Source organism: Streptomyces kanasensis (assembly GCF_043077165.1).
Classification (GTDB): Bacteria; Actinomycetota; Actinomycetes; order Streptomycetales; family Streptomycetaceae; genus Streptomyces; species Streptomyces changanensis.
Genome location: NZ_JBIBSF010000009.1, coordinates 251,580 through 274,571, shown reverse-complemented (window position 1 = coordinate 274,571; position 22,992 = coordinate 251,580). Strand labels below are relative to the sequence as shown.

21 protein-coding genes and 1 pseudogene are annotated in these 22,992 nt (G+C 75.1%); 15 read left to right on the top strand and 7 right to left on the bottom strand.

Features of this window, described 5'->3' with window-relative positions:
- Positions 1-201: 201 nt before the first annotated feature.
- Positions 202-579 (bottom strand): STAS domain-containing protein, encoded by a 378-nt coding sequence (locus ACF053_RS22935; protein WP_391955639.1) that lies wholly within the window; start codon positions 577-579, stop codon positions 202-204.
- A gap of 203 nt (positions 580-782) precedes the next feature.
- Here ACF053_RS22935 and ACF053_RS22930 point away from each other — a divergent pair, with 203 nt between their 5' ends.
- Complete coding sequence (locus tag ACF053_RS22930) at positions 783-1,955, top strand: PP2C family protein-serine/threonine phosphatase (RefSeq protein WP_391955638.1); 1,173 nt, start codon at positions 783-785, stop codon at positions 1,953-1,955.
- 160 nt (positions 1,956-2,115) lie between these two features.
- On the opposite strand, the gene ACF053_RS22925 is transcribed toward ACF053_RS22930, so the two are convergent.
- Positions 2,116-2,622: a MarR family winged helix-turn-helix transcriptional regulator gene (locus tag ACF053_RS22925; protein ID WP_391955637.1), complete on the bottom strand. Its 507-nt coding sequence runs from the start codon at positions 2,620-2,622 to the stop codon at positions 2,116-2,118.
- Between the two features lie 787 nt (positions 2,623-3,409).
- On the opposite strand from ACF053_RS22925, the gene ACF053_RS22920 reads away from it, so the two are divergent.
- Positions 3,410-4,339, top strand: a complete 930-nt coding sequence (locus ACF053_RS22920) for an anti-sigma factor RsbA family regulatory protein (RefSeq protein WP_391955636.1) — start codon at positions 3,410-3,412, stop codon at positions 4,337-4,339.
- 70 nt (positions 4,340-4,409) lie between these two features.
- Here ACF053_RS22920 and ACF053_RS22915 read toward each other — a convergent pair whose 3' ends face one another.
- Entirely contained in the window at positions 4,410-4,571 is a 162-nt protein-coding gene (locus ACF053_RS22915; RefSeq protein WP_391955635.1) for a hypothetical protein, read from the bottom strand.
- Positions 4,572-4,723: 152 nt separating this feature from the next.
- Positions 4,724-4,861: a hypothetical protein gene (locus ACF053_RS22910; protein WP_391955634.1), complete on the bottom strand. Its 138-nt coding sequence runs from the start codon at positions 4,859-4,861 to the stop codon at positions 4,724-4,726.
- Positions 4,862-5,662: 801 nt separating this feature from the next.
- Between ACF053_RS22910 and arfA the strand changes: the two genes are divergently transcribed.
- From arfA to ACF053_RS22865, 9 genes are all read left to right on the top strand, one after another.
- Positions 5,663-7,192 carry an arabinosylfuranosidase ArfA gene (gene arfA / locus ACF053_RS22905; RefSeq protein ID WP_391955633.1) on the top strand — a complete coding sequence of 510 codons (1,530 nt, stop codon included), beginning with the start codon at positions 5,663-5,665 and terminating at the stop codon, positions 7,190-7,192.
- A gap of 150 nt (positions 7,193-7,342) precedes the next feature.
- Positions 7,343-8,686, top strand: coding sequence for an extracellular solute-binding protein (locus ACF053_RS22900; RefSeq protein WP_391955632.1), 1,344 nt, complete (start codon positions 7,343-7,345; stop codon positions 8,684-8,686).
- Positions 8,683-9,645: a carbohydrate ABC transporter permease gene (locus ACF053_RS22895; protein ID WP_391955631.1), complete on the top strand. Its 963-nt coding sequence runs from the start codon at positions 8,683-8,685 to the stop codon at positions 9,643-9,645. Before ACF053_RS22900 ends, ACF053_RS22895 begins: the two co-directional genes overlap by 4 nt.
- Positions 9,642-10,535, top strand: a complete 894-nt coding sequence (locus ACF053_RS22890; protein WP_391955630.1) for a carbohydrate ABC transporter permease — start codon at positions 9,642-9,644, stop codon at positions 10,533-10,535. The genes ACF053_RS22895 and ACF053_RS22890 overlap by 4 nt, the downstream gene beginning before the upstream one ends.
- A gap of 121 nt (positions 10,536-10,656) precedes the next feature.
- Positions 10,657-11,592 carry a DUF72 domain-containing protein gene (locus ACF053_RS22885; protein ID WP_391955747.1) on the top strand — a complete coding sequence of 312 codons (936 nt, stop codon included), beginning with the start codon at positions 10,657-10,659 and terminating at the stop codon, positions 11,590-11,592.
- Position 11,593: 1 nt separating this feature from the next.
- Complete coding sequence (locus ACF053_RS22880) at positions 11,594-11,986, top strand: PRC-barrel domain containing protein (RefSeq protein ID WP_391955629.1); 393 nt, start codon at positions 11,594-11,596, stop codon at positions 11,984-11,986.
- A 129-nt stretch (positions 11,987-12,115) separates the two neighbouring features.
- Positions 12,116-12,259: a hypothetical protein gene (locus tag ACF053_RS22875; protein ID WP_198549246.1), complete on the top strand. Its 144-nt coding sequence runs from the start codon at positions 12,116-12,118 to the stop codon at positions 12,257-12,259.
- A 220-nt stretch (positions 12,260-12,479) separates the two neighbouring features.
- Complete coding sequence (locus ACF053_RS22870; RefSeq protein WP_391955628.1) at positions 12,480-13,880, top strand: serine hydrolase domain-containing protein; 1,401 nt, start codon at positions 12,480-12,482, stop codon at positions 13,878-13,880.
- 87 nt (positions 13,881-13,967) lie between these two features.
- A complete protein-coding gene (locus ACF053_RS22865) occupies positions 13,968-14,363 on the top strand; it encodes a VOC family protein (RefSeq protein ID WP_058940282.1) in 396 nt (131 codons plus the stop codon).
- 39 nt (positions 14,364-14,402) lie between these two features.
- On the opposite strand, the gene ACF053_RS22860 is transcribed toward ACF053_RS22865, so the two are convergent.
- Together ACF053_RS22860 and bdeA are read right to left on the bottom strand one after the other, a co-directional pair.
- A complete protein-coding gene (locus tag ACF053_RS22860) occupies positions 14,403-17,264 on the bottom strand; it encodes a helix-turn-helix transcriptional regulator (protein ID WP_391955627.1) in 2,862 nt (953 codons plus the stop codon).
- Between the two features lie 229 nt (positions 17,265-17,493).
- Positions 17,494-18,396, bottom strand: coding sequence for a bis(hydroxyethyl) terephthalate hydrolase (gene bdeA, locus ACF053_RS22855; protein WP_391955626.1), 903 nt, complete (start codon positions 18,394-18,396; stop codon positions 17,494-17,496).
- A gap of 382 nt (positions 18,397-18,778) precedes the next feature.
- Here bdeA and ACF053_RS22850 point away from each other — a divergent pair, with 382 nt between their 5' ends.
- Entirely contained in the window at positions 18,779-19,261 is a 483-nt protein-coding gene (locus ACF053_RS22850) for a cysteine dioxygenase (protein ID WP_391955625.1), read from the top strand.
- Positions 19,258-19,692, top strand: coding sequence for a rhodanese-like domain-containing protein (locus ACF053_RS22845; protein ID WP_391955624.1), 435 nt, complete (start codon positions 19,258-19,260; stop codon positions 19,690-19,692). The genes ACF053_RS22850 and ACF053_RS22845 overlap by 4 nt, the downstream gene beginning before the upstream one ends.
- A gap of 135 nt (positions 19,693-19,827) precedes the next feature.
- On the opposite strand, the pseudogene ACF053_RS22840 reads toward ACF053_RS22845, so the two are convergent.
- Positions 19,828-20,406 (bottom strand): annotated as a pseudogene (locus ACF053_RS22840) (TauD/TfdA dioxygenase family protein); the annotation flags it as partial.
- A gap of 184 nt (positions 20,407-20,590) precedes the next feature.
- Between ACF053_RS22840 and ACF053_RS22835 the strand changes: the two are divergent.
- Together ACF053_RS22835 and ACF053_RS22830 are read left to right on the top strand one after the other, a co-directional pair.
- Positions 20,591-20,869: a hypothetical protein gene (locus ACF053_RS22835; protein WP_391955623.1), complete on the top strand. Its 279-nt coding sequence runs from the start codon at positions 20,591-20,593 to the stop codon at positions 20,867-20,869.
- Between the two features lie 595 nt (positions 20,870-21,464).
- Positions 21,465-22,992, top strand: a 1,528-nt coding sequence (locus ACF053_RS22830; RefSeq protein WP_391955622.1) for an MFS transporter, incomplete at its 3' end; no start/stop codon positions are given.

Sequence of the window (22,992 nt, the reverse complement as noted above, 5' to 3'; positions counted from 1 at the left end):
CCCGCCCCTCGTTTCGGTCCGGACGTGCCGCCGGCCCCTGGGGCCGGCGACTTCCTGGTCGGTGGCCGGACAGATGATCAGCCATCGCGTCGACCCATATTGCCACAGTTGTCGAGCGGCAAAGGTTGGTGTCTGAATCCAGACAATAGGGCCATCGGGGGGCCGCCGCCCCGGCCGGCCGCGGTTGCCCTCCGGGTCCGCTCAGACCCCGGGTTCCGGGCTGTCGGACGCCTCCTCGGGTCGCCGCCCCAAGGCTTCCTCCAGGGTGTCCGTCAACGTCAGGACCCGGTCCGTCTCCGTGATGCGCAACACGTGCCGCATGCTGCGCGACGGGTCGGCCAGGACCAGCGGCACCCCCGCCCGGGAGGTCACCATCCGCAGCCGCAGCAGTGTGTTCAGGCCACTGGAGTCGCAGAAGCTCACCTGCCGGCAGTCCAGTACCAGCCGGTCCCACCCCTGCGCCACGGCGTCCTCGGCGGCGCGCACCAGCCACGGCCCGGCCTCGATGTCCAGCTCGCCGCGCAGGACCAACACGCGGTCCGCCTCCACGGACTCGATCATGAAGCGACTGGTGGACACTGGCACTCACCTCACGAAGACCGTCGATACCCGTGCATCCGGGGCCTTCCAGGTGACCCGGCTCGGCGTTCATCTATACCAACTGCCCGCCGTGGAGCGTAGAAGGTCCTTGCCGTCCGGCAACTGTTGTCGCCTCGGACATAGAATGCGCGTGATCGTCACGACCCGGACGGACCAGTCGGGCATCCCCAGAACAGGACGACGTGAACAAGATCACTAGTGTCGAGCGCGCCCTGCGCGCCGCGGAACCGCACCTGCTGCTCAACGTCGTCCGCATGGCCCTCACCGAGGAGTACGGCGCCGGACGGGTCGAGCTGCGCATGGCCGACTACGGGCTCAAGAACCTGCAGCCGGTCCAGGCGTCCGAGGGAGCCGCCGAGGCGGTGCCCCTCCACGACAGCCCCGAGGGCCGCGCCTTCGGCGCGCAGGAGCCGCACGTCGTCCACCGCGACGCGGCGGGCGTGGTGGACGTGCACCTGCCGGTCACCATCCGCGGCGACCGCCTGGGGGTGCTCTCCGTCCGGCTCCCCGCCGACCGCTACGCCCCCGGGGTCGTCGCCGACCTGGAGCACATCTGCCAGGCCCTGGGGCACGAGATTCTCGTCGCGGAGCGGGACACGGACCTCTACCTGATGGCCCGGCGCGCCGCCCGGCTGACGCTGGCCGCCGAGATGCAGTGGCAGCTCCTGCCCGGCCGCTCGTGCACGCGCGCCGAGTTCTCCCTCGGGGCCCAACTGGAGCCCGCATACGCCATCTACGGCGACAACTTCGACTGGTCGGCGTCCTCGGATCACCTCACGGTCACCGTGACGAACGGCATGGGCCAGGGCATCGAGGCGGCCCTGCTGTCGAACCTCGCCGTCAACGCCCTGCGCAACGCCCGCCGCGCCGGACTGCCCCTCGCCGACCAGGCGAGCCTGGCCGACCAGGCCGTCTACGCGCAGTACGGCGGCCGCGCCCACGTCGCGGTGCTCCTCATGCGGTTCGAGCTCGCCACGGGCGAGGTCGAGGTCGTCGAGGCCGGCTCGCCGCGTGTGTGGCGCAGGCGCGGCCGCCAGGTGGAGGAGCTCACCTTCGACGCCCAACTGCCCCTCGGCATGTTCGACGAGACCGTCTACGTTCCGGAGCGCTTCAGGGTCGAGCCCGGTGACCGCCTCCTGTTCGCCAGCGACGGCGTGTACGAGAGCGTCTCGCCGAGCCAGGAGCTGTTCACCGAACGGGCGCTCGCCCGGGAGCTCGCGGCGACGGGCCTGCTGCCCGCGGCGCAGGTCCCCGGAGCGATCCTGCGGGCGGTCGCCGACCACCGGGGGGACTCGCCGCTCGGTGACGACGCGCTGGTGCTGTGCCTCGACTGGCGCGGCCGGCCCGCGACCTGAATCCGGCGGACGCCCACCCGAAAGATCATTGCTATTTGACAACAGTGTCCCGGGGGCAACAGTCTTGGACCGTCAACTGCCGCCCGGAAGCGGGGAGGTGGTTGCGGCGGGGCGATCGGCAGGAGCACCGTGCACCCGTGCCCCGTCGGGGTGGAGCGGGTCAGGCGGATCTCGCCTCGTCGTCGGACTCGTCGGCCCGCCTCGTGGGCAGCTTGGTCCCGATGGCGTCGCGGAAGCCCCGCAGCCCCTTGGACAGCGCCTCGCGGGCCGTCGGCGTCATGCCCGCGATGGAGGAGAGCAGGACCTCCTCGCGCCGCGCCCGCAGTTCGCGCAGGTACGCCTTGCCGTGGCCCGTCAGGCGCAGCTCCAGCTCACGGCGGCTGACGGGGCTGGAGCCGCGCTCGACGAAGCCCAGCGCCTCCAACCGGTCGCAGAGCCGACTCACCGAGGAGGGCGCGGAGCCGAGCAGTTCGCCCAGCGTGCGGAGGTTGATGCCCTCTTCGCGGTCCAGGCTGTAGAGCACCCGCAGCTGCGAGGCCGACACGGGAGAGGACGAGACGGCGTCCCGGCCCCGCTCCCACAGCACCTCCAGCAACTCGATGACCTCGCACGCGGCCTCGGCGGCCGCCCGGGACCCGTCGTGAGAGGGTGCCGGATTCACTCCCATAACAGTGACACTCCGAATCAGCGCTGTCGGACCTCGTCGCCCGGCCCCGCGCGCCACGCCTCGATCCCGGGTCCCCGCCGAGCGATCGTGCACGGTGGGGCCGCGGGCCGTCGCACACCGCGCCCCGTGGGAAGCACCACCTCACGGTCTGCCGCTCCCTCCGTGCCATCGTCGCCGAACGTCTCCCGTCACCTGCCCGCGAGCCGCCCCGGGCCGACGGACGGACCTTTCCACGCGGCGGGCGCCACCTCTCGGTGGCCCCGTCGGTTCCACGTACGGCACCCCGGCCGGGCCGTCCCGGGGTCACAACCATATCCCCGAGCCGCGCCGTGCCGACCAGGCGTCGGCGGGCGCCGCCCACGCCGTCCGCCCCACACCGTCCGGGTGTGCCGTCGGCCACACTACCGGCCGCGCGGGCCCGCTCCCGGCCGCCGACCGGGGCGCCCTGCCTGCGGGTTTCCCCCTCACACCGGTGCCGGGAGGCCGGTCGATCCTTTTTGGCATGACCTCGGCCGATCGGGAAATACGCTCCCGGTAGGCTCCGGGCGTCCGGAGGAGGTGCGTCGCCCACGCGACGGCGGAGCGGGAGCTGTATCGTCCGGTGCACGGGGATGGTGACACAGGTACGGAGCGGCCGGCGGCCGACCCCGCCGCCCGGCGGCGGACCGGGGCAGGGGCGGCACGGGTCGGGGGTGACGAGCGCCACGGAGCCCGCGGGCGCGCCCACCACACCCGCGTCCTCCGGCACCGCCGGACCGGACAGGCCGAGGAACGGGGTGAGCCCGCGATGAACACCCGGAACGGGATGGACTCCTTCGTCCATCCCGCGCTCTTCTACCGGGACGACGCCGCGTACCTGGCGGGGACCGTACCGTTCGTCCTGGACGGGCTCGCGAAGGACGAGCCGGTGGCCGTCGCGGTCCCCGGCGAGCGGCTGCGGCTCCTGCGCGGTGAACTCGGCGCCGCCGCCGAACGCGTCCGCCTCCTCGACATGACCGAGGCCGGACGCAACCCCGGGCGCATCATCCCCGGCGTCCTCATGGCCTTCGCCGACCGCTTCCCCACCGGCCGCGTCCGCATCATCGGCGAACCGATCTGGGCCTCCCGAACCGAGGAGGAGTACCCGGCCTGCGTCCAGCACGAGGCCCTCATCAACCTCGCGTTCCACGGCCGGTCCGTCACCGTCCTCTGCCCGTACGACGCCGCGGGCCTCGACGCCGACGTCCTCGCCGACGCGCGTGCCACCCACCCCGTCGTCATCGACGACGGGGTCGAGACCGCCAGCGCCGCCTACGCGCCCGAGCGGGGCATCGCCGCCGGCAACCGCCCGCTGCCCGCGCCGGCCACCGCCGCGTCCCTCGACTTCGACGACGCCACCCTGCCCGACGCCCGCTACTTCGCGGTCTCCGTCGCGCGCGGATTCGGCCTCGCCGAGCGCCCCCTCGACGACTTGGCCCTCGCCGTCGCCGAGCTGACCACCAACAGCGTCCTGCACGGCGGCGGTCGCGGCACCGTGCGGCTCTGGCACCACGACGGGCGGGTGTACTGCCAGGTGGAGGACGCCGGCCGGCTCGGCGACCCGCTCGCCGGGCGCCTCGCGCGCCGCCCCGAACAGATCGGCGGCCGCGGCCTCCTGGTGGTCAACCAGGTGTCCGAACTGGTCCGCGCCCACACGGCCGACACCGGCACGACCATCCGCTTCCGCATGCCGCTCTGATCCGGCTGCGAAGCCACGGGGTGACGGCGCGGCCGAACGGCCCGCGCGCGGGGTCCGTCCGGCCGACGGGTCACCGCCGCGTCCATGCGGGCCGCCCGCCCCGGGCCGCCGGGGCCGAGATCTCCAGCGGCTTCGTCTCGGCCCACCCCTGTCGCTGTTCGGCCGCCATGCCCTTCAGCGCGACCTTCGCAGCGTCCGTCGACCGGAACGAGAGGACGGTGAACCTGATCATCGGGGGCTCGACGCCCCGCCGTCGTCTTCGAGAACCGGCAGCGTCGACCCGATCGTGACGAACCCGCCGTAGTTCGTCCCCGTCCGCTCCTCGCAGGCCCGCAAGCTGTCGCCGGCGTCCTCGTCGATCCGGCGTCCTCATGGCGCCGACCCTCAGAGGGCCGCGGTCTTGCTGATGAGCGCTGTGCGGATGATGTCCCCGGTCACGACCACCTGGGCCTCGTCCTGGCCGCCGCCGGTGCCGCCGGCAGCACCCGCTGCGCCGCCGTCACCGGCGCCGCCCTTCCGCACGCCGTCAGCACTGCTCCCCCTGGCAAGCCCCCGTGCCGGCTTGAGCACCCCGACTCCGCCGACTCCCTGGGTACGTGAGGTGCACACTCAATCGCGTCGCGACATCGCGTGCCGATGTGTCCGAGTCGCGGACGGTGCCTCATGGCGGGACCCGCGAGCGGACGAGAGGGCGCGAACCGCTTCGGCCGAACCGGTTCCCTCTGTCTGCGCCACGCGTCTGAGCGGATCGCCGCCTGAACCGCGTGGGCGGGTCCGCACCCCTGGATGGGTTCCGCGACCCCGGCCGGGCTTCGGGCGCGCCGACGCGGCGCTCGGGGCGAGGGGCGGGCAGGGCGGCGGTGGGGAGCGGGAGGGGCGGTTCTCGTGCGGCTCACGAGGACACTCCTGTTCTGTATGTCGAACGAGGATCGGTTGTTCGGACGGAACGTAGGGTCGAACGCCCTGCGCGTCAACTTCCCGTACGGCCCCGGCAGTGCCGCGGACGCTGCGAGCACGTCCCGGTGAGCCCGACGTTCGGCAGGTCAGACGTCGTCCGTGATCTCGGTGAAAGTCATTGACGGTTCACCGACCCACGTCTACGGTCCCGTTCGAAGTGGCGTGCGGCTGACGGTATGTCGAACGTTTCGCGGTCGCTCCCTTCCGTCCCGCCGAACGAAGGAGCCGCCCTTCATGGACCCCGCGCGATCAGGCCGGCCCGGCGGACGACGGCCGGCCACCCGCCCGGTCCCGGCCCCCCGCCCCCGGTCGGGGACGACCGGTCCGGTCGTCACCCCCTGACACCCGCACTCCCGGAAGGACACCATGCCCGACAGCATCGCCCGTTTCACGCTCGATCCGGCCTTCACCGTGGGAGAGGTGAACGCCCGTCTTTTCGGCTCCTTCGTCGAGCACCTGGGTCGCTGCGTGTACACCGGGATCCACGAACCCGGCCATCCGGCCGCCGACGAGGCCGGACTGCGCACCGACGTGCTGGAGCTGATCCGCGAGCTCGGCGTCACGGTGATCCGCTACCCCGGCGGCAACTTCGTCTCCGGGTACCGGTGGGAGGACTCCGTCGGCCCCGTCGGCGAACGGCCGCGCCGCCTGGACCTCGCCTGGCGGTCCACCGAGACCAACCGGTTCGGACTGGGCGAGTTCATCGCCTTCCTGAAGAAGATCGGCCCGCAGGCCGAGCCCATGATGGCGGTCAACCTCGGCACGCGGGGCGTGGCCGACGCGGTCCGGCTCCTGGAGTACGCCAACCACCCGGCCGGCACCGAACTGTCCGACCGGCGCGTCGCCCACGGCGACGAGGAGCCGTTCGGCATCCGCCTGTGGTGCCTCGGCAACGAGATGGACGGCCCCTGGCAGACCGGTCACAAGACGGCCGAGGAGTACGGCAGGCTGGCGGCGGAGACGGCCCGCGCGATGCGCCAGATCGACGGCGGCCTCGAACTCGTGGCCTGCGGCAGCTCCAGCCAGGCCATGCCCACCTTCGCCGCCTGGGAGGCCACCGTCCTGACGGAGGCGTACGACCTGGTCGACCACGTCTCGCTGCACGCCTACTACGAGGAAGTCGACGGCGACCGCGACTCGTTCCTCGCGTCGGCCGTCGACATGGAGTCCTTCATCGAGAACGTCGTCGCCACCTGCGACCACGTCGGCGCCCGGCTCAAGTCGAAGAAGAGGATCCAGCTCTCCTTCGACGAGTGGAACGTCTGGTACCAGAGGCGCTTCCAGGCGGAGGCCGAGGAGAACCCGCTGGACTGGCCCGAGGCGCCGCGGCTGCTGGAGGACCAGTACAGCGTCACCGACGCCGTCGTCTTCGGCTCGCTGCTGATCGCCCTGCTGCGCCACGCCGACCGGGTCACCGTCGCCTGCCTGGCCCAGCTCGTCAACGTGATTGCCCCGATCATGACCGAGCCGGGCGGTCCCGCCTGGCGGCAGACGACGTTCCACCCCTTCGCCCAGGCGTCCCGGTACGGACGCGGCGTCGTCCTCGACGTACGGGCCGAGTCGCCCACGTACCGGACCGCCGCTTACGGCGAGGTGCCGCTGCTGCACGCCACCGCCGTGCGGGACCCGGAGAGCGGCACCGTCACCGTCTTCGCCGTCAACCGCGACCAGAGCCGGCCGCTGCCGCTGCGCGTGGCGCTGCCCGGCCTGGGCGTGAGCCGGATCGTGGAGCACAGCGTCCTCAGCGACGCCGACCCGGACGCGCGCAACACCCTGGCCGAACCGGAGCGCGTCGTACCGCACACCGGCCACGGCGCCCGGCTGGAAGCGGGCACCCTCGACGTCGCCCTCGAACCGCTGTCGTGGAACGTGATCCGGCTGGCCCCCGACGCCTGACCCCCCGTCCGCCCGGTCCCGGCACGACCCGCCGCCCGTCCCCCGGCCGCCCCGGACCACCCGGGAGGCCCGGGGGAGGGTGGCGGGCAGCTCCGACGCGCCCCGCAGCGGCCCCGGCCGGCGACCGAACCCCCGCAGAGACGAGCCACCATGCACCCTTCCCTCCCCACCCGGCGCCGGGCCCTCGCCGGCGGCATCGGCGCGGCCCTCGGCGGCGCCGCGGCCCTCGGCGCCCTGTCCGGTTGCGCCGCCCCGTCCGCCACCGCCGGCCCCGGACAGACCCGCCTGAGGTTCTGGCACCTGTTCGGCGGCGGCGACGGAGTCAACATGCAGGCCATGCTGGACGACTTCCGCGCCCGGCACACGGACGTGGCACTGGAGGCCGTGACCCTCCAGTGGGGCGCCCCCTACTACACGAAGCTCGGCATGGCCGGCGCCGGCGGACGTGCTCCGGAACTGGCCGTGCTGCACCTGGCCAGACTCGCCGGATTCGCCCCCGGGCGGCTCCTGGACCCCTTCGACCTGGACCTGCTCGCCGACCTCGGGGTGCGGGAGCAGGACTTCCCGCCCGACATCTGGCGACGCGGCCGGGTGGCCGGCAGGCAGTACGCCGTGCCGCTCGACACCCACCCCATGGTGCTCTACTACCAGACCGACGTCTGCGAGAAGGCCGGGCTCATGGCGGGCGGACGGCTCAAGCCCATCGTGGGGGCCGACGCGTTCGCCGACGCGCTGCGCGCCGCGAAGAAGGCGACCGGGCTGCCCGGCCTGGTGACGGAGACCCTCGGCCCCGACTGCATCACCCCCTGGCGGTTGTTCGCCACCTTCTACGCCCAGACCGGCGGCAAGGTCCTCTCCGACGACGGCCGGCGCCTCGCCCTGGACGACACGAAGGCGCTACGGGTGCTGACGTACATGGCCAGGCTCGCGGAGGAGGGCCTGATGGTGCGCCGCGTCGACTACGGCGCCTCCGTCGGGGTCTTCAACGGCGGCAGGACCGCCTTCCACCTCAACGGCGAATGGGAGATCAGCACCTTCCGCACGGCCGGCATCCCCTTCTCCATGACCCGCGTCCCCGCCCTCTTCGGCAGCGCCGCCGCCCAGGCCGACTGCCACGCCTTCGTCCTGCCGCACCAGGCCGGCCGCGGCGGTGCCGCGAACCTCGCCGCCCACACCCTCGTCGCCTGGATGCTGCGCAACTCCGTCGCCTGGGCCGAGGGCGGCCACGTGCCCGCGTACCTGCCCGTCCTGCGGGATCCCGCCTACCTCGCGCTGAAGCCGCAGTCGGAGTACCGCGGTGTCATCGACGACGTGGCGCTCGACGAGCCCGCGTGGTTCGCCGGCTCCGCCTCCCGCATGTGGATCGAACTCGGCGCCGTCTTCTCCGGTGTCCTCACCGGCTCCCGCAGCCCCCGGGGAGCCCTGACCGAGGCCAAGGCCCGCCTCAGGAACCTCCTCGACACCCGCAATCCGCTTCCCGGAGTCGCGTCATGACCACCACCACCGCGGCGCCCCCGCCACCGGTGACCGAGCGGCACACCGCCGCCCGCCGCGCGCCGGTCCGCTCCGTCCACCGCAGGTGGACCGAGCACGGCCTGGTGTTCGTCGCCCCCTTCCTGCTCCTGTACGCCATGTTCCTGCTGTGGCCCCTGGTGTCCGGCGTCGGCATGAGCCTGACGAGCGAGAACATCACCGGGACCGGGGGCGAGTTCGTCGGTCTCGCCAACTACGCCGAGGCCGTCCGCGACCCGGACGTCTGGTCCTCGCTGTGGAACACCGTCTGGTTCACCGTGCTCTCCACCGTCCCCCTCGTCCTGGTGGGCCTGGGGCTGGCGCTGCTCTCCCACCAGCTGCGGGTGGTGCAGTGGCTGTGGCGGCTGAGCTGGTTCGCCCCGTTCCTGCTGCCGTCCGGAGTGGTCTGCCTGCTCTTCGCGCAGATGATCTTCCCGTCCGGCTTCGGTCTCGCCGACCAGATGCTCGCCGCCGCGGGACTGGAGCCGGGCATCGGCTGGCTCAGCGAGGAGCGCCACGCGATGCTCTCCATCGTGGCGACCACCGTCTGGTGGACCGTCGGCTTCAACTTCCTGCTCTACCTCGCCGCGTTGCAGGCCATCCCGGTCCACCTCTACGAGGCCGCCGAACTGGACGGGGCCGGGGCGTGGCACCGGCTGCTCCACATCACGCTGCCGATGCTGCGCCGCACCACCGGACTGGTGGTGGTCCTCCAGGTCCTGGCCTCGCTCAAGATCTTCGACCAGGTGTACATCATGACCGGCGGCGGTCCCGACGAGTCCACCCGGCCGATCCTCCAGTACGTGTACCAGCAGGGGTTCACCGGATACCGCATCGGCTACGCCTCCGCCGTCTCCTATCTCTTCTTCGCCCTGATACTGATCGTCTCCCTGGTGCAGCCCGCGCTGTCCCGACGCCGAGCCGAGGAGGCCGCGAAGTGAGCGGTTCCGCCATCGTGAAGACCCCCTCCGCACGGCGGGCCGCCACCGGCACCGGCGGCCGGAGGACCCGCTGGACCGGGGGGAGGGTCGCCCTGCTGGTCCTGGCCCTGATCCTGGCGGCCGCCTGGCTCGTCCCGCTGGCCTGGGCCGTCGCGACCTCGCTGAAGCCCGAGGCGGAGACGACGAGCACCCCGCTCGCGTGGATCGGCTCACGCGTCACGTTCGACGCCTACGCCAAGGTGTGGGAGTCGGGCGACCTGATGCGCTGGATGCTGAACTCCGTGTTCACCTCCCTGATGACGACCGTGCTGACCGTCCTGACGTGCGCGATGGCCGCCTACGGCTTCACCCGCACCGACTTCCGCGGCCGCAAGGCGCTGTACGGGCTGGTCCTCGCGGGCATCATGGTGCCGCCGCAGGTGCTGATCGCGCCGCTGTTCACCGAGATGGTGCAGCTGGGCCTGGTGGACACCTACTGGGGCGTGATCCTGCCCCAGGTGGCCGTACCGGCCATGGTCTTCATCCTGGTGAAGTTCTTCGAAGGGGTCCCGCGGGAACTGGAGGAAGCGGCCTTCGTCGACGGCGCGGGACGCTGGCGGGTCTTCTGGACGATCGTGATGCCGCTGTCCCGGCCGGTGCTCGCCGCCGTGGCGATCTTCACCTTCATCTCGACCTGGAACAACTTCCTGTGGCCGTTCCTGGTGACCACCGATCCCGCCGGCATGACGCTGCCCGTCGGCCTGGTCAACGTCCAGTCGTCGTTCGGCGTGCGGTACGCGCAGATCATGGCGGCGCTGGTGATCGCCGGACTTCCCCTGCTGATCGTGTTCATGCTGTTCCAGCGGCAGATCGTGCGCGGCATCGCGCACACGGGCCTCGCCGGGCAGTGACCGCCCGCCGGGGGGCCGGGCGGCGCGGATCGGTGCGCTTCCCGGCACCCCCGGCCGGGGCACGTCCCGAACCCGGGCTCTCGACCGCCCGGCAGCGGGTATGCGCGGCCGCATGGGTGACATCGGTGACATCAGGATCGGAACGTGCTCGTGGACGGACCCCGCCCTCGTCTCCAGCGGCTGGTACCCGTCGGGGAAACGTGACGCGGAGGGACGGCTGCGGCACTACGCCGAACGGTTCCCCGTCGTCGAGGTCGACTCGACCTACTACGGCCTGCCGAACGCGCGCAACAGCCGCCTGTGGGCCGAGCGGACGCCGGACGGCTTCCGCTTCGACGTGAAGGCGTTCTCCCTGCTGACCGGCCACCCCACCCGGCCCACCGCGGTCCCCGCCGACCTGCGGCCCGCCGTGGCGCGGTACGGCGGCGGGTACCGCGGCGTGCCCGACCCCGGGCTCCTGGACGAGGTGTGGCGGCGGTTCGGCGAAGCGCTCCTGCCGCTGCGCGAGGCCGGCCGCTTGGGCGCGCTGCTCTTCCAGCTGCCGCCGTGGGCCGGGCCAGGCCCGACCGCACGCGGCTTCCTGGAACAGTGCCGCGCCAGGACCGCCGGTTGGCGGCTGGCGGTCGAGTTCCGCCACCCGGACTGGTGGCGGGCGGAGGCGCGCGCCTCCACCGCGGCGCTGCTGCGGGAGCTGGGGGCGGCGGCCGTGGCGGTGGACACGGCGCAGGGCCTCACCGGCTCCATCCCGCCGGAGGCCCCGGTCACCTCCCCCGACCTCGCCGTCGTCCGCTTCCACGGGCGCAGCGCCGCCTGGGGGACCGGCAGCAAGGAGGACCGCTTCCGGCACGGCTACACGGCGGACGAGCTGCGCGAGTGGCTGCCCCGTGTGCGGGCGATGGCCGAACGGGCCGCCGAGGTCCACGTCCTGTTCAACAACTGCTGCGGGGACGCCGCCGTACGCGCCGCCGCGTGCCTGCGGGAGCTCCTGGCCGGTGGCGCCCCGCAGGAGGCACGCGCGGGGGGACATGGGAACGCCGCGGCGGGGAAGACGGGGTGACATGCAGCCCCCCGCACGGGGCACCGGAGCAGAGGAGTTCACTGTGCAGGCGGACATGTGGTCGTGTCCCGACACGACCGGTTACGTGACCGGCACCGACCTGACCGGCTTCACGGTCGAGGCGACGGACGGATCCGTCGGCAAGGTCGGCAAGCACTCCGCGGACGCGGGCGCCTGCTACCTGGTGGTCGACACCGGCCCGTGGATCTTCGGCCGGGAGGTGCTGCTCCCCGCGGGGATCATCACCGCCGTCGACATCGAGCAGCGGAGCGTGCACGTGGGCCGCACCAAGGACGAGATCAAGAGCGCGCCCGAGTACGTGCCCGACAGGCACGACCGGGACGACTCCCAGCGGATGGAGTTCGCGGACTACTACCTCGCCTTCTTCCGCTGAGGCGACCGCCACCGTGACCGACGTCGGGCGCCGGCTCCCGGTCCCCACGGACGCGGGCGGGGGCGGGGACTCCGGCACGGACAGAGACACAGGCACGAACACGGAAGACCGAGACACACAGGAGGCGTCATGTCCCAGCTGATCTCGCGCATCAGGAAGTTCGGCCGCAGCCCGCAGGGGCGCAGGCTCATCGACTCGGCGCGGCGGGCCGCCACCGACCCGCGGCGGCGCACGCAGAGCCGCAGCCTCCTCGGCCGGCTCCGTCGCCACTGACGGTACGGCGGCACCGACACCGTGGTCCCCGCCGGGCTCCCGCCCGGCGGGGACCACGCGCGTCCGGCGGGCGACACCCACCGGACGCCGTCTGACATATGTCATGGCTCCCCGATGAGCAAGGTCGTTCGTCGGGAGGAGAGTTGAGGGCACGTCAGGACGTGAGGATGGGAGTGCGGGGGCGCACACGGCGCCCCGCGCCGGACTCCAGGAGCATCCCATGCACCCCTCCCCGCGTGCCGCCCGTCGCCGCCTCCAGCGCGCCGCGCTGACATCGAGCGCCGTCCTGCTCGCGCTGGCCGCCGGGGCGCTGCCCGCCCAGGCGGCGCCCGCGGCCCCCGCCGCCCCGCCCGGCGCGACGGCCGCCGCGCCGGCCACCACCGGCCGGGGCCTCGACCGTGCGGCGCTGCGCGCCTCGCTGGAAGCCGTCCACGAGGCCGGTATGTACGGCACCTTCTCGGCCGTGCGCGACGGCTCGTCGCAGTGGCGGGGCGCCGCCGGCGTCGCCGACGTCGACACCCGGCGCCCCGTCCGGTCCGGCTTCCGGCACCGGGTCGGCAGCATCACCAAGTCGTTCGCCGCCGTCGCCGTGCTCCAGCAGGTCCGCGCGGGCCGCGTCGACCTCGACGCCCCGATCGGCCGCTACCTGCCCGAGCTGGTCCCCGGCGAGCGCGGCCGGACCATCACCGTACGCATGCTGCTCAACCACACCAGCGGCATCGGTGACCACATACTCCCCGCCTTCCCCGGTCTGCTGGAGGACCCGGGCAAGGCACTCGACGAGGGCCGCTTCCGCCACCACGCCCCCGAGGAGCTCGTCCGCCTCGGGCTCGCCGCGCCTCCCGGGGCGCCGCGCGGCACCTACGCCTACTCGAACACCAACTACGTCATCATCGGGCTGCTGCTCCGCGAGGTCACCGGCCAGGAGCCCGAGGAGTACATCATCGACCACGTCATCCGCAAGGCGGGGCTGCGGCACACGTACTTCCCGCGCACCCCCCACCTCACCGGCCCGCACGCGAAGATGTACGAGTCGATGTACGGCACCATCACGCCCGCCCGGGACTACAGCGTCTACGACATGTCGTGGGGCGGCATCGCCGGCTCGCTCGTCTCCACCACCGAGGACCTCAACTCCTTCTACCGGCAGCTGCTCGGCGGCAGGCTCCTCGGCCCCGCCGAACTGCGCGCCATGAAGACCACCGTCCCGGCCCACCCGGTCGAGCCGGGCGAGGAGGCCGTCATGCGCTACGGCCTCGGCCTGTCGACGGTGCGGATGGCCGACGGCCGCTGGTACTGGGGCCACGACGGCGCCGTCTTCGGCGCGGGCACGCTGGCGCTGTCCTCCGAGGACGGCCGCCGACAGATCGCGGTCGCCCTGAACCTGATGAAGTACCAGCACGTCAACGAGGACGGCACGGTCGACCCGCACCCGATCGACCTGGCCCTCAACCGGCACATCGAGACCGCCCTCGGCATCACCCGGCCGGCCGCCCCCGCCGCGCCCTTCGCCTCCCCGGACGTCGCCGCCCCGGGAGCCGGCGCCCCCGTCGCGCCCGCGCCGGCGGCCGCCACGGTGGCGACGCGGCCGTTCGAGGTGCTGAGCCGGTTGCGGGGGTGAGCCGACGCGGCCGCCCACCGCACGGCGGGCGGCCGCCACCGGCCCCCGCGCGTGCGTGCCCGCCCGCGCAGGGGGCAGAAGGACCCCATGACGGTAGCGAAGACGAGCGTCCTGGTACTGGACAGCGCCGAACCGGAGGCGCTGGCGGAGTTCTACGCCGAGCTGCTGGGGGCCCGGGTGCAGCGGGGCACCGACCCCGACTTCATCGAGGTCGTCGGGCACGACGGCGTGCGCCTCGCGGCACGGCGCGACCACGGGTACGCGCCGCCCAGCTGGCCCCGGCCCGACGACTCGCAACAGGCCCACCTGAGCATCCTCGTCGCCGAGGCCGACATGGACGAGGCCGAGCGGGAGGCGGTCGGCCTGGGGGCGCGTCCCGTCGAGGCCAAGGACAACTCCGGCCCCCGGGACGTGCGCACGTACGCGGACCCCGCCGGTCACTCCTTCACCCTCGCGGCCCGCGAGGGCCGGTCCGCCCTCTAGGTCACCACCGCGGCGCCTCCGGGGCCCGGCCCCGGTCAGTCACGGGGCGGGCCCCGAGGGGTGAGCGGGCGCGGGTTCCGCGCGGTCGACCAGCCGGGCCAGGTCCACCCGCGACCTGACGCCGAGCAGGGCGAACACGTTGCGCAGGTGGTGGTCGACGGTGCGGGGGCTCAGTGACAGCCGCACCGCGACCTCCCGGTTGGTGGCCCCCTCGGCCACCAGCCGCGCGATGCGCGCCTGCTGGGCCGTCAGCCGCGACAGCGCGCCCGCGTCGCCGTCCCGGGGCGCGCTGCCCGACGCGCGCAGCTCGCCCGCGGCCTGCTCCGCCCACCCCCGGGCACCGCAGTGCTCGAACGCCACCAGCGCCTCCCGCAACCGGTCCTGCGCCTCCTTCGGCCGGCGGCGGCGGCGCAGCCACTTCCCGTACAGCAGCAGCGTCCTCGCCCGGTCGAACTCGCCGCCCACCGCCTCGTACGCGCCGAGCGACCGCTCGTACCAGGCGTCCGCCTCCCCGGGCGCCAGCAGCGCCCGGCAGCGCGCCAACTGGGCGGGCGCCAGCGGGTCGGCGCCGAGGGACGCCCACACCGCGAACTCGTCGACGGCCGCCCGCGCGTCGTCCGGCCGCCCCGACAGCGCCGCCGCCTCGGCGAAGCACGGCACGGCCAGGATCCGCACCGCGAAGTGCCCGCCGCCCACGCCGGCGCGGACGACCGGTCCGAGCCGCGCGGCCGCCTCGGGCAGGCGCCCACGGCTCAGGTCGGCCCGCGCCGAAGCCCACCGCGCCAGGGTCGCCGCCTGGGTCAGCCCGTGCCGGCGCGCGATGTCCAGGGCCGCCGCCGCGTGCCCGGCCACACCCGCCGCGTCGCCCTCGACCGACAGGGCGAGCGCCAGCACGGCGTGCAGGTGGGCGGCGAGGTTGCGCTGCCCGGTCCGGCGGGCGGCGCGCAGCCCCTCCTCGGCGTGCGCCCGGGCCCGCGCGTGCTGCCCGGCGCGCAACTCCGCGTACGCCAGGTACTCCAGCGCCCTCGGCACCAGCGCGGCCGACCCCCGTGACCGCGCCGCGGCGAGGGCCCGCGCGGCGACCCGCGTGGCCGCGGCGACGTCGCCCATGAGGAGCGCCGCGGCCCCCGCCCGCAGCAGCGGCTCGGGCGCCTCGTCCGCGTCCGCCCGGTCGACGGTGTGCCGCAGCGGTGTCCGCGCGACCGCGAACCGGCCGTCCAGCGCGGCCCGCAGCCCCGCCACGTACTCCTCCAGCGGATCCCGCGGCCGGGGCGGCACGGGCCGGCCGTCCCGGGGGCCGGTGTGCTCCCCGCCGGCCACGGCGACCAGTTCGGCCGTGCACGCGGCGACGTCACCCGCCGCCCACGCCGCGTCCGCCGCGGCGAGCCGCGCGACGCGCGTGCGCCGGGGGTCGTACGGGGCGAGGAGCGCGGCGGCACCGCGCAGCACCTCGTGCGCGTCGACCACGGGGCCGTCGTCCAGCTCCAGCACCCCCCGCACCAGCTCGATCCTGCCGCGTACGGCGTCGTGCGCGCCCGCCGCCTCCGCACCCGCCAGCAGTTCACGCGCCTGCCGCACCGCGCCCGCCAGCCGGGCCTGTTCGGCCGCCGCCGCCAGCCGTTCCGCCCGCGCCCCGACCGTCGGCGTCAGCCCCGCCGCGCTGCGCAGCGCGGCGGCCCGCTCGCGGTGCGACCGGCGGGGGTCCTCGCGGGAGGCCTCCGCGGCCAGCGCCGCCGCCACGCCCGGGGCGGGGCCGCGGACCGACAGCGCCGTGTGCGCCAGGCGGGCCAGGGCGGACGGGTCCGGGAGGGAACGGTCCGGGGTGGACGGGGCGGCGCCGGGGGAGCGGTCCGGGGTGAGGGCGGCGGCGAGGGCGCCGTGCGCGGCCCGCCGGCGGGCGGGTCCGGCTCCGGCGTACACCGCCCGGCGCAGCAGCTCGGTGGAGCACCGCACCCGGCCGCCGTCCCACCCCACCAGGCCCGCCGCCTCCGCGTGGGCGAACGCCGCCGCCGGCAGCCCGAACCGCCGCCCGGCCCGCAGCACCAGCGCGGCGTCCGCGCCGCCGCCGGCCTCACCGGCCGCCGCGACCAGCAGCAGCAGGTCACGGACCGCGGGCGGCAGTTCGGACGGGCGCGGGCTCACGACCCGGGCGAGCGCCGCCGCGTCCGCCAGCGGCCGCGGCAGCGGGGCACGGCCCTCCAGCTGCGCCACCGACAGACGCTCCAGCAGGAAGGTGAGGAGCGCCGGGTTCCCCCCGGCCTCCGCCACCAGCTCCTCGGCCACCGGCGGGTCGACCCGACCGGCGGTCAGCTCGTCCACCAGTGTCGCCGCCACGCCGTACGGCAGCGGGTCGAGGACGACGGACGGGAGGTCGGCGAAGTCCACGGCGCCCGCGTGCCGGTGGACGACCGACACCAGGACGCCGACCGGGCCCGGCCGCCACGCCCGCCGCACGGCCCCCGCCAGCGCCCGCCGGGACGGGCCGTCCCACAGGTGCGCGTCGTCGACGCGGACCAGCAGCGGAGCGGCGCCCGCGGCGGCCCGCATGGCCGCCTCCAGGGCCCCCGCGTCCACCACACCGCCCGGGTGCCGTGTGCCGGGCACGTCCCCGCGGCCCGTGACCGCCTCCAGGGCGCGGTGGAGCGCCCGCGCCCCGCCACCGGGCACCCGGGTGCCGCCCGGCGTGCCCCGTACGGACACGACGGGGCCGGCGTCGAAGGCCGCCGCGCCCGCGTCCAGCAGGGCGGTGCGGCCCAGCCCCGGAGCGGCGGTGACCACGAGCACCCCGCCGTCGCCGTGGCGCGCCCCTTCCAGCACCGCGGCCACGGCCCGCAGCTCCTCCTCCCGGCCGCGCACACCGCGCGCGCCCGGGGACCCCTGCCAGGTCGGCTCTCGTGTCATCCTCGGGACGCTAATCTCCGGCGGCGCGTTCCGGAAGCCGTCGGTCCGTCCCACCTGCGCCCCACCGCCGACGGCCCCCGGTCGGCACTCGACGGCACGGGAACGCCGGAGGCGGCCGCGCACGGGGCGCGGCCGCCGGGGGCGGTGCGGATCGAGGGTCACGGTGCGACGGCCGGCGCGGCGACGGGTGCGGGGGTACGGGTGCGGCGCGGGCCGTCGGCACCGTCGGTCAGGAGGTGTGCGGGCAGTTGCCCCGGTACTCCTCGATGGTGAGGCTCGGCCGCGGCAGCGGGCACAGGAACTGCTCGTACCGGGTGTCGTCGTCGATGAACCGCTTCAGCCACGACACGCTGTACTTGGCGATCGTCGTGTTCGACGAGTTCGGCGCGAAGTGCGACGCCCCGTTCAGCTCCAGGTACGCCCGGTCCAGGGAGGAGGGCAGGCTCTCGTAGAACGGCTCGGAGTGGCTGGAGACGGGGGCGATGCTGTCCCCGTCGGCACCGACGATCAGCGTCGGCGTCCTCAGCTCCGGCCAGGTCTTGTCCAGGTTCCAAGGCGTCAACGGGACCGCGGCACGGAGCGACGGCCTGCTCTTGGCCGCCTCCAGACTGCCGCCGCCGCCCATGGAGTGCCCCATCACGCCGAGGCGGGTGCTGTCGACCCGCGTGCGCAGCGGGCTGACGCGCGTGAGGTGGTCCAGCGCGGCGAGCAGCTGGCGGCCCCGGCTGTCCGGCTGGTCGACCGTCGTGAGGGTGTCGATGGTGAACACGACGAACCCCTGTGAGGCGAGGCGCGGCCCGAGCCACGCTATCGACGACTGGGTGCCGGTGTAGCCGGGGGAGATGGCGACGGCCCCGAACGTGCCGTCGGCGGTCGTGGTCGGGTAGTAGATCGTCCCGCCGCCGAAGCCGGTGGCGGAGAGCGAGGAGACGGTCGACTGGGACACGGCGTAGTGGCCGCGCACCGCCTCGATGCTGGCGTTGGTGGGCGCGGGGCCGCGCTCGTACGGGTTGTCCGCGGCGTGCGCGCCGGGCGCCGGGCCGAAGCCGAGTCCGGCGACGACGGCGAACGACGCGAGGGCGGCGCCGAGCGAACGGCGGATCCGGTGCCGGGTGGGGGGGAGCGTGTGCACGACGGGGTCGTCCTCTCTGTCGTGGCGGGCCCCGGGACGCACACCTGCGGACGTCCGCCGCCGGCGCGCTGCCCCGGGCGGCTGACCCGCCGCGGGTGGGGATGCCACTGTCACCGCGCCCCCGCGGCGCGGGCATCGGTGATATCACCGGTCCTCGTGTGCCGCGCCTGACACACCGGGTGCCTTGACCGCCGCCGTCCCGTGGTGCGAGCCTTCCTCCCATGTCGACCAGCAGGCGCTTTTTCGCGCGGCACCACGTGGACCTCGTCCGCGTGGCCAGCGCGCTGTGTCGCAGCGACCGTCCCTGACGGTCGCGCCCGGTGTCCCGAGGCGCGGCTCCTCCCCGTGCGCCCACCCGCCTCGACACCCTCCGGGAACCCCCATGTCCGTCGTGCCTTCCCCCGCCCTGCTCGGACCCGCCCGCCTCGCCGGGCTCGCCGCGTCGTTCGCCGCGCGCCGCGACCTGTGGCTGCCGGCCGTGCGCTTCACCCACCCCGACCGCCACTACACCCGCCTCGCACGCGCCGACACCCACGAGGTGTGGCTGCTGACCTGGCTGCCGGGCCAGGGCACGGAGATCCACGGTCACGGTGGCTCCAGCGGCGCCTTCACCGTGGTGCGCGGCGAACTGACCGAACGGGCCTTCCCGCCGTCCTCGCACCCCGTGCACCCCGTGCCGCGGCGGCTCGTCGCGGGCGCGACGCGCTCCTTCGGCCCGCGCCACGTCCACAGCGTGGTCAACGGCGGCGCGTCGCCCGCCGTCAGTATCCACGCCTACGCGCCCGCGCTGACCACCATGACGTACTACCGCCGGCTGCCCGACGGGCGGCTGGTGACGGACCGCATCGAAGGAGTGGACGCGTGACCGGGATCGACCGCCACCTCGCCGACGTCCGCGCGGGCCTCGACCGCCTCGGCCCGCACGACGCCCTGCGCGCCGTACGGGAGGAGGGCGCGCTGCTCGTCGACACCCGGCCCGAGGCCACCCGCCGCGCCGAGGGGACCGTTCCGGGCGCCCTCCTCATCGAGCGCAACCACCTGGAGTGGCGGTGCGACCCGGCCTCCGAGGGCGCGCTTCCGCAGGCCGCGCGGACCGACGTCCGCTGGATCGTCTTCTGCGACGAGGGGTACGCCTCGTCGCTCGCCGCGGCCTCGCTGCGCACCATCGGGCTCTCCCGCGCCACGGACCTCGCGGGCGGGTTCCGCGCCTGGCGCGCGGCGGGCCTGCCGGTCACGCCGCCCGCCGCGGGTGCGGGCGCGGACGTGGATTCCGGGGCGGACGCGGGCACCGGCTGACGGGCACACGGTGCGCCGAGCCTCGCGCTCTGCCGGCGGCTGCCGCGGGGCCGGCCGGCCGGGCACACCGGCGGGCACATGGGAGGGGGCCCCGGCCACCACGCGGCCGGGGCCCCCTCCGTCACGGTCGGCCGGTCAGGCCGCCGTGGGCGTGTAGTGGGCCGCGTCGTCACCCTCCAGGACGTGGCTGCGGCCGCCGTCCACCCCGATCGGCGCGTCGCCGGCGACGGTGACGCGGTGCAGCAGGCGGGGGAGGTCACCGTGGTCGTCGGGGGCGTAGTGCTGGGTGACGCGGTTGTCGAACAGCACCACGTCCCCGACGTTCCAGGCGATCCGCACGACGTTCTCCGGCCGGGTGACGTACCCCTGCAGGATCCGCAGCAGGTCGCGGGAGTCCGACGGACCGAAGCCGACGAGGCTCTGCGCGAACCCGCCGATGAACAGGCCCCGTTCCCCCGTCTCGGGGTGGACCCGTACCACGGGATGGGCCGTCCGGTACGTGCGGGACACGAACCGCCTGCGGTGCTCGGCGGCCTTCTCCGTCTTCGGCTCCGCGTAGTCGTAGGCGTTCGTGTGCACGGCCCACAGCCGGTCGGCGAACTGCCGCAGCGGTTCGGGCAGGTCCCGGTACGCGGCGGCCGAGTCGGCGATCAGCGTGTTCCCGCCGTACGGGGGGACGACGAGGGCCCGCAGCGTCGACGCCTTCGGCGGGGTGAGACACCGCCGTACACGCGGTCGGCGCGACGGCGGCCGCCGGTGCCGTCCCGCCGGCAGAGGCACCGCCCGTCCCGCCGGCCGAGGCACCGGCCGGCCGGCCTCGCGCGCGCCTGCGGCCGCCGGCGCGCCGTGCGGCCTGCGCGGTGGTCGACTGGAAGGGGGGCCGGCGGAAGGAGCCACCATGTACGTCGTCCGCATCGAACACGCGGTCCCCGAGTACCAGGCGTGGAAGGAGGCGTTCGACGGCGATCCCCTCGGCCGATCCGCCTCCGGCGTCCGCGGTTACCGCATCATGCGGCCGGTCTCCGATCCCGGCCGGGTCATGATCGACTTGGAGTTCGACGACCTTGAGCGGGCCGAGGCCATGGTGACGCGGCTGCGGGAGCTGTGGACCCGCGTCACGGTGGCCGTGGATCCGCAGGCGGAGATCACGGAGGTCACCGACACCGGCCGCTACTGACCATCCCGAGCGGGGCCCGCCGCCCCCCGGGCCCCCTCCAGTCGGGGCCGTCACGCCGGGCCCGCCGCCCCCCGGGCCCCCTCCAGTCGGGGCCGTCACGCCGGGCCCGCCGTCACGCCGGGCCCGCCTCACGCCGGGCCCGTCACCCAGGGCCAGGGGCCGTCCGTCCGGAAGCTCGGGCGGTGCCCGCCCGTACCGCCTCGGGCCCGACCGCGTCCGGCGCCCCGTACCGCCCTGCTGCCGGGCCCCCCACCGCCCCGCCGAGCCCCGGCCGTGCGCACCCCCCGGCCGTGCGCACCCGCCCGAGCGGCTCAGCCCATGAACACCTGGAACCGTCCGGCAGGTCGACGTCCTGGCTGTCCGCACCGGCACGGCCCCGTCCGGCCGGGCCCCCCGGCACGACCCGGGGTGTCCGGCCCAACACCGTCCGGCCCCGTCCGGCCCCGTCCGGCCCCGCCCCGCCCCACCGCGCCCCTCGCGTCGGTAACGTCCGGCGGTGGGGCCCGACGTGCCGTTTCCGCAACGGCGTTGGGCCCCGCGTGCCCCTCCGCCCGACCATGTCCGGGAAGCCCTTCCCGGACACGAGAGGCAGGCCGTGACCACCACGACCCGACCCGTCGGAACCCCACCCGCGGCCAGTGCGCGCAGACGCTGGACGGTGCTGGCCGTCTGCTGCCTGAGCATGTTCCTCGTGGGCATGGACACCACCATCGTCAACATCGGCCTGCCCACCATCGGGCAGGCGCTGGACATCGGCACCCGCGGCCTGGAGTGGACCGTGGACGCCTACACGCTCGTCCTTGCGGCGCTGCTGATCTCCGCCGGTGCGCTGGCCGACCGGTTCGGGCGGCGACGGGTGTTCCAGTGGGGACTGGCCGTCTTCGGCGCCGCCTCGCTGGCGTGCGCCGTCGCCCCCTCGGCGGGGGCGCTCGTCGCGGCCCGCGCCCTCCAGGGGGTCGGTGCCTCGATGCTCAGTCCCGTGGCCCTGGCGATCGTGGTGAACGCGATGCCCGACCCGCGGGAACGCGCCCGGGCGATCGGCGTCTGGGCGTCGGTCTTCGGGCTGAGCATGGCCGCCGGTCCCGTCGCGGGCGGCGCCCTCATCGACGCCTTCGGCTGGCGGTCGGTGTTCTGGGTGAACGTGCCGGTCGTCGTGGTGGCCCTCGTCCTCAGCGCGGTGTTCGTCCCGGAGTCCCGGGCGTCGCGACCGCGACGGCTCGACCTCCCGGGGCAGGTCCTGCTGACGGTGGTGATCGGGGGGTCGGTCGGCGTGCTCATCGAGGGGCCGCGCGTCGGCTGGACGTCGCTGCCGGCGGTCGGCGCCTACGCCTGCGTCGTGCTGGCCGCGGTCGCGTTCGGCATGGTGGAGTCCCGCCGGAGCGAGCCGCTCATGGAGCCGGCGCTGTTCCGCGGCCCGGCCTTCACCGGCGCGGTCGTCGGCGCCGTGGCGGTCTTCGTCGCCCTCAACGTCACGCTGCTGCTGGAGACCTTCCACCTCCAGCACGTCCGTGGCTGGACGCCGCTGGCCGCCGGGGCGGCGACCCTGCCCATGGCGGTCGGCGCCACCCTGTGCGCCCCGTTCTCCGGCCGTCTGGTCGGCCGTTCGGGTCCGCGGCTCCCGCTCACCCTGGCGGCCGGCTTCCTCACCGCCGGCGGGCTCTGCCTCGTCGGACTCGACGGTGACACCGGCGTACCACTGCTCCTGCTGGCCAACGGGCTCGTCGGCGTCGGCTTCGGCTTCGCCAACGCCCCGATCACCAACACCGCCGTGAGCGGGCTGCCCGCGCAGCGGGCGGGCGTCGCCGGGGCGATCACGTCCACCGCGCGGCAGTTCGGCGCCGCGGTCGGCATCGCCGTGGCCGGCGGGCTGGTGGCGGACGTCTCCCCGGCCGGGCTGGCGCACGCGTCCCGGCCGGGCTGGTTCGTGGTCGCCGCCTGCGGCGCGCTGTTGTTCCTCGTGGCCCGCGCCGCACGGCAGGCGCCGGCGGTCACCGCCCCGCGGGACGGCCGTGGGGGGGGGGGGGGGGGCGGGGCGCGGGGCCCCCCCCCCCCCCCCCCGGCCGCCCCGCCCCCCCCCCCCGCGCCGGCGGCCGCGGCGCCCCGCGCGCCCCCCCCCCCCCCCA

Coding starts and splice junctions, on each gene's coding strand:
- ACF053_RS22925 (WP_391955637.1), bottom strand. CDS start 2,622: ATGGGAGTGAATCCGGCACCCTCTCACGACGGGTCCCGGGCGGCCGCC.
- ACF053_RS22920 (WP_391955636.1), top strand. CDS start 3,410: ATGAACACCCGGAACGGGATGGACTCCTTCGTCCATCCCGCGCTCTTC.
- ACF053_RS22915 (WP_391955635.1), bottom strand. CDS start 4,571: ATGATCAGGTTCACCGTCCTCTCGTTCCGGTCGACGGACGCTGCGAAG.
- arfA (WP_391955633.1), top strand. CDS start 5,663: ATGCCCGACAGCATCGCCCGTTTCACGCTCGATCCGGCCTTCACCGTG.
- ACF053_RS22900 (WP_391955632.1), top strand. CDS start 7,343: ATGCACCCTTCCCTCCCCACCCGGCGCCGGGCCCTCGCCGGCGGCATC.
- ACF053_RS22895 (WP_391955631.1), top strand. CDS start 8,683: ATGACCACCACCACCGCGGCGCCCCCGCCACCGGTGACCGAGCGGCAC.
- ACF053_RS22880 (WP_391955629.1), top strand. CDS start 11,594: ATGCAGCCCCCCGCACGGGGCACCGGAGCAGAGGAGTTCACTGTGCAG.
- ACF053_RS22875 (WP_198549246.1), top strand. CDS start 12,116: ATGTCCCAGCTGATCTCGCGCATCAGGAAGTTCGGCCGCAGCCCGCAG.
- ACF053_RS22870 (WP_391955628.1), top strand. CDS start 12,480: ATGCACCCCTCCCCGCGTGCCGCCCGTCGCCGCCTCCAGCGCGCCGCG.
- ACF053_RS22865 (WP_058940282.1), top strand. CDS start 13,968: ATGACGGTAGCGAAGACGAGCGTCCTGGTACTGGACAGCGCCGAACCG.
- ACF053_RS22860 (WP_391955627.1), bottom strand. CDS start 17,264: ATGACACGAGAGCCGACCTGGCAGGGGTCCCCGGGCGCGCGCGGTGTG.
- ACF053_RS22850 (WP_391955625.1), top strand. CDS start 18,779: ATGTCCGTCGTGCCTTCCCCCGCCCTGCTCGGACCCGCCCGCCTCGCC.
- ACF053_RS22835 (WP_391955623.1), top strand. CDS start 20,591: ATGTACGTCGTCCGCATCGAACACGCGGTCCCCGAGTACCAGGCGTGG.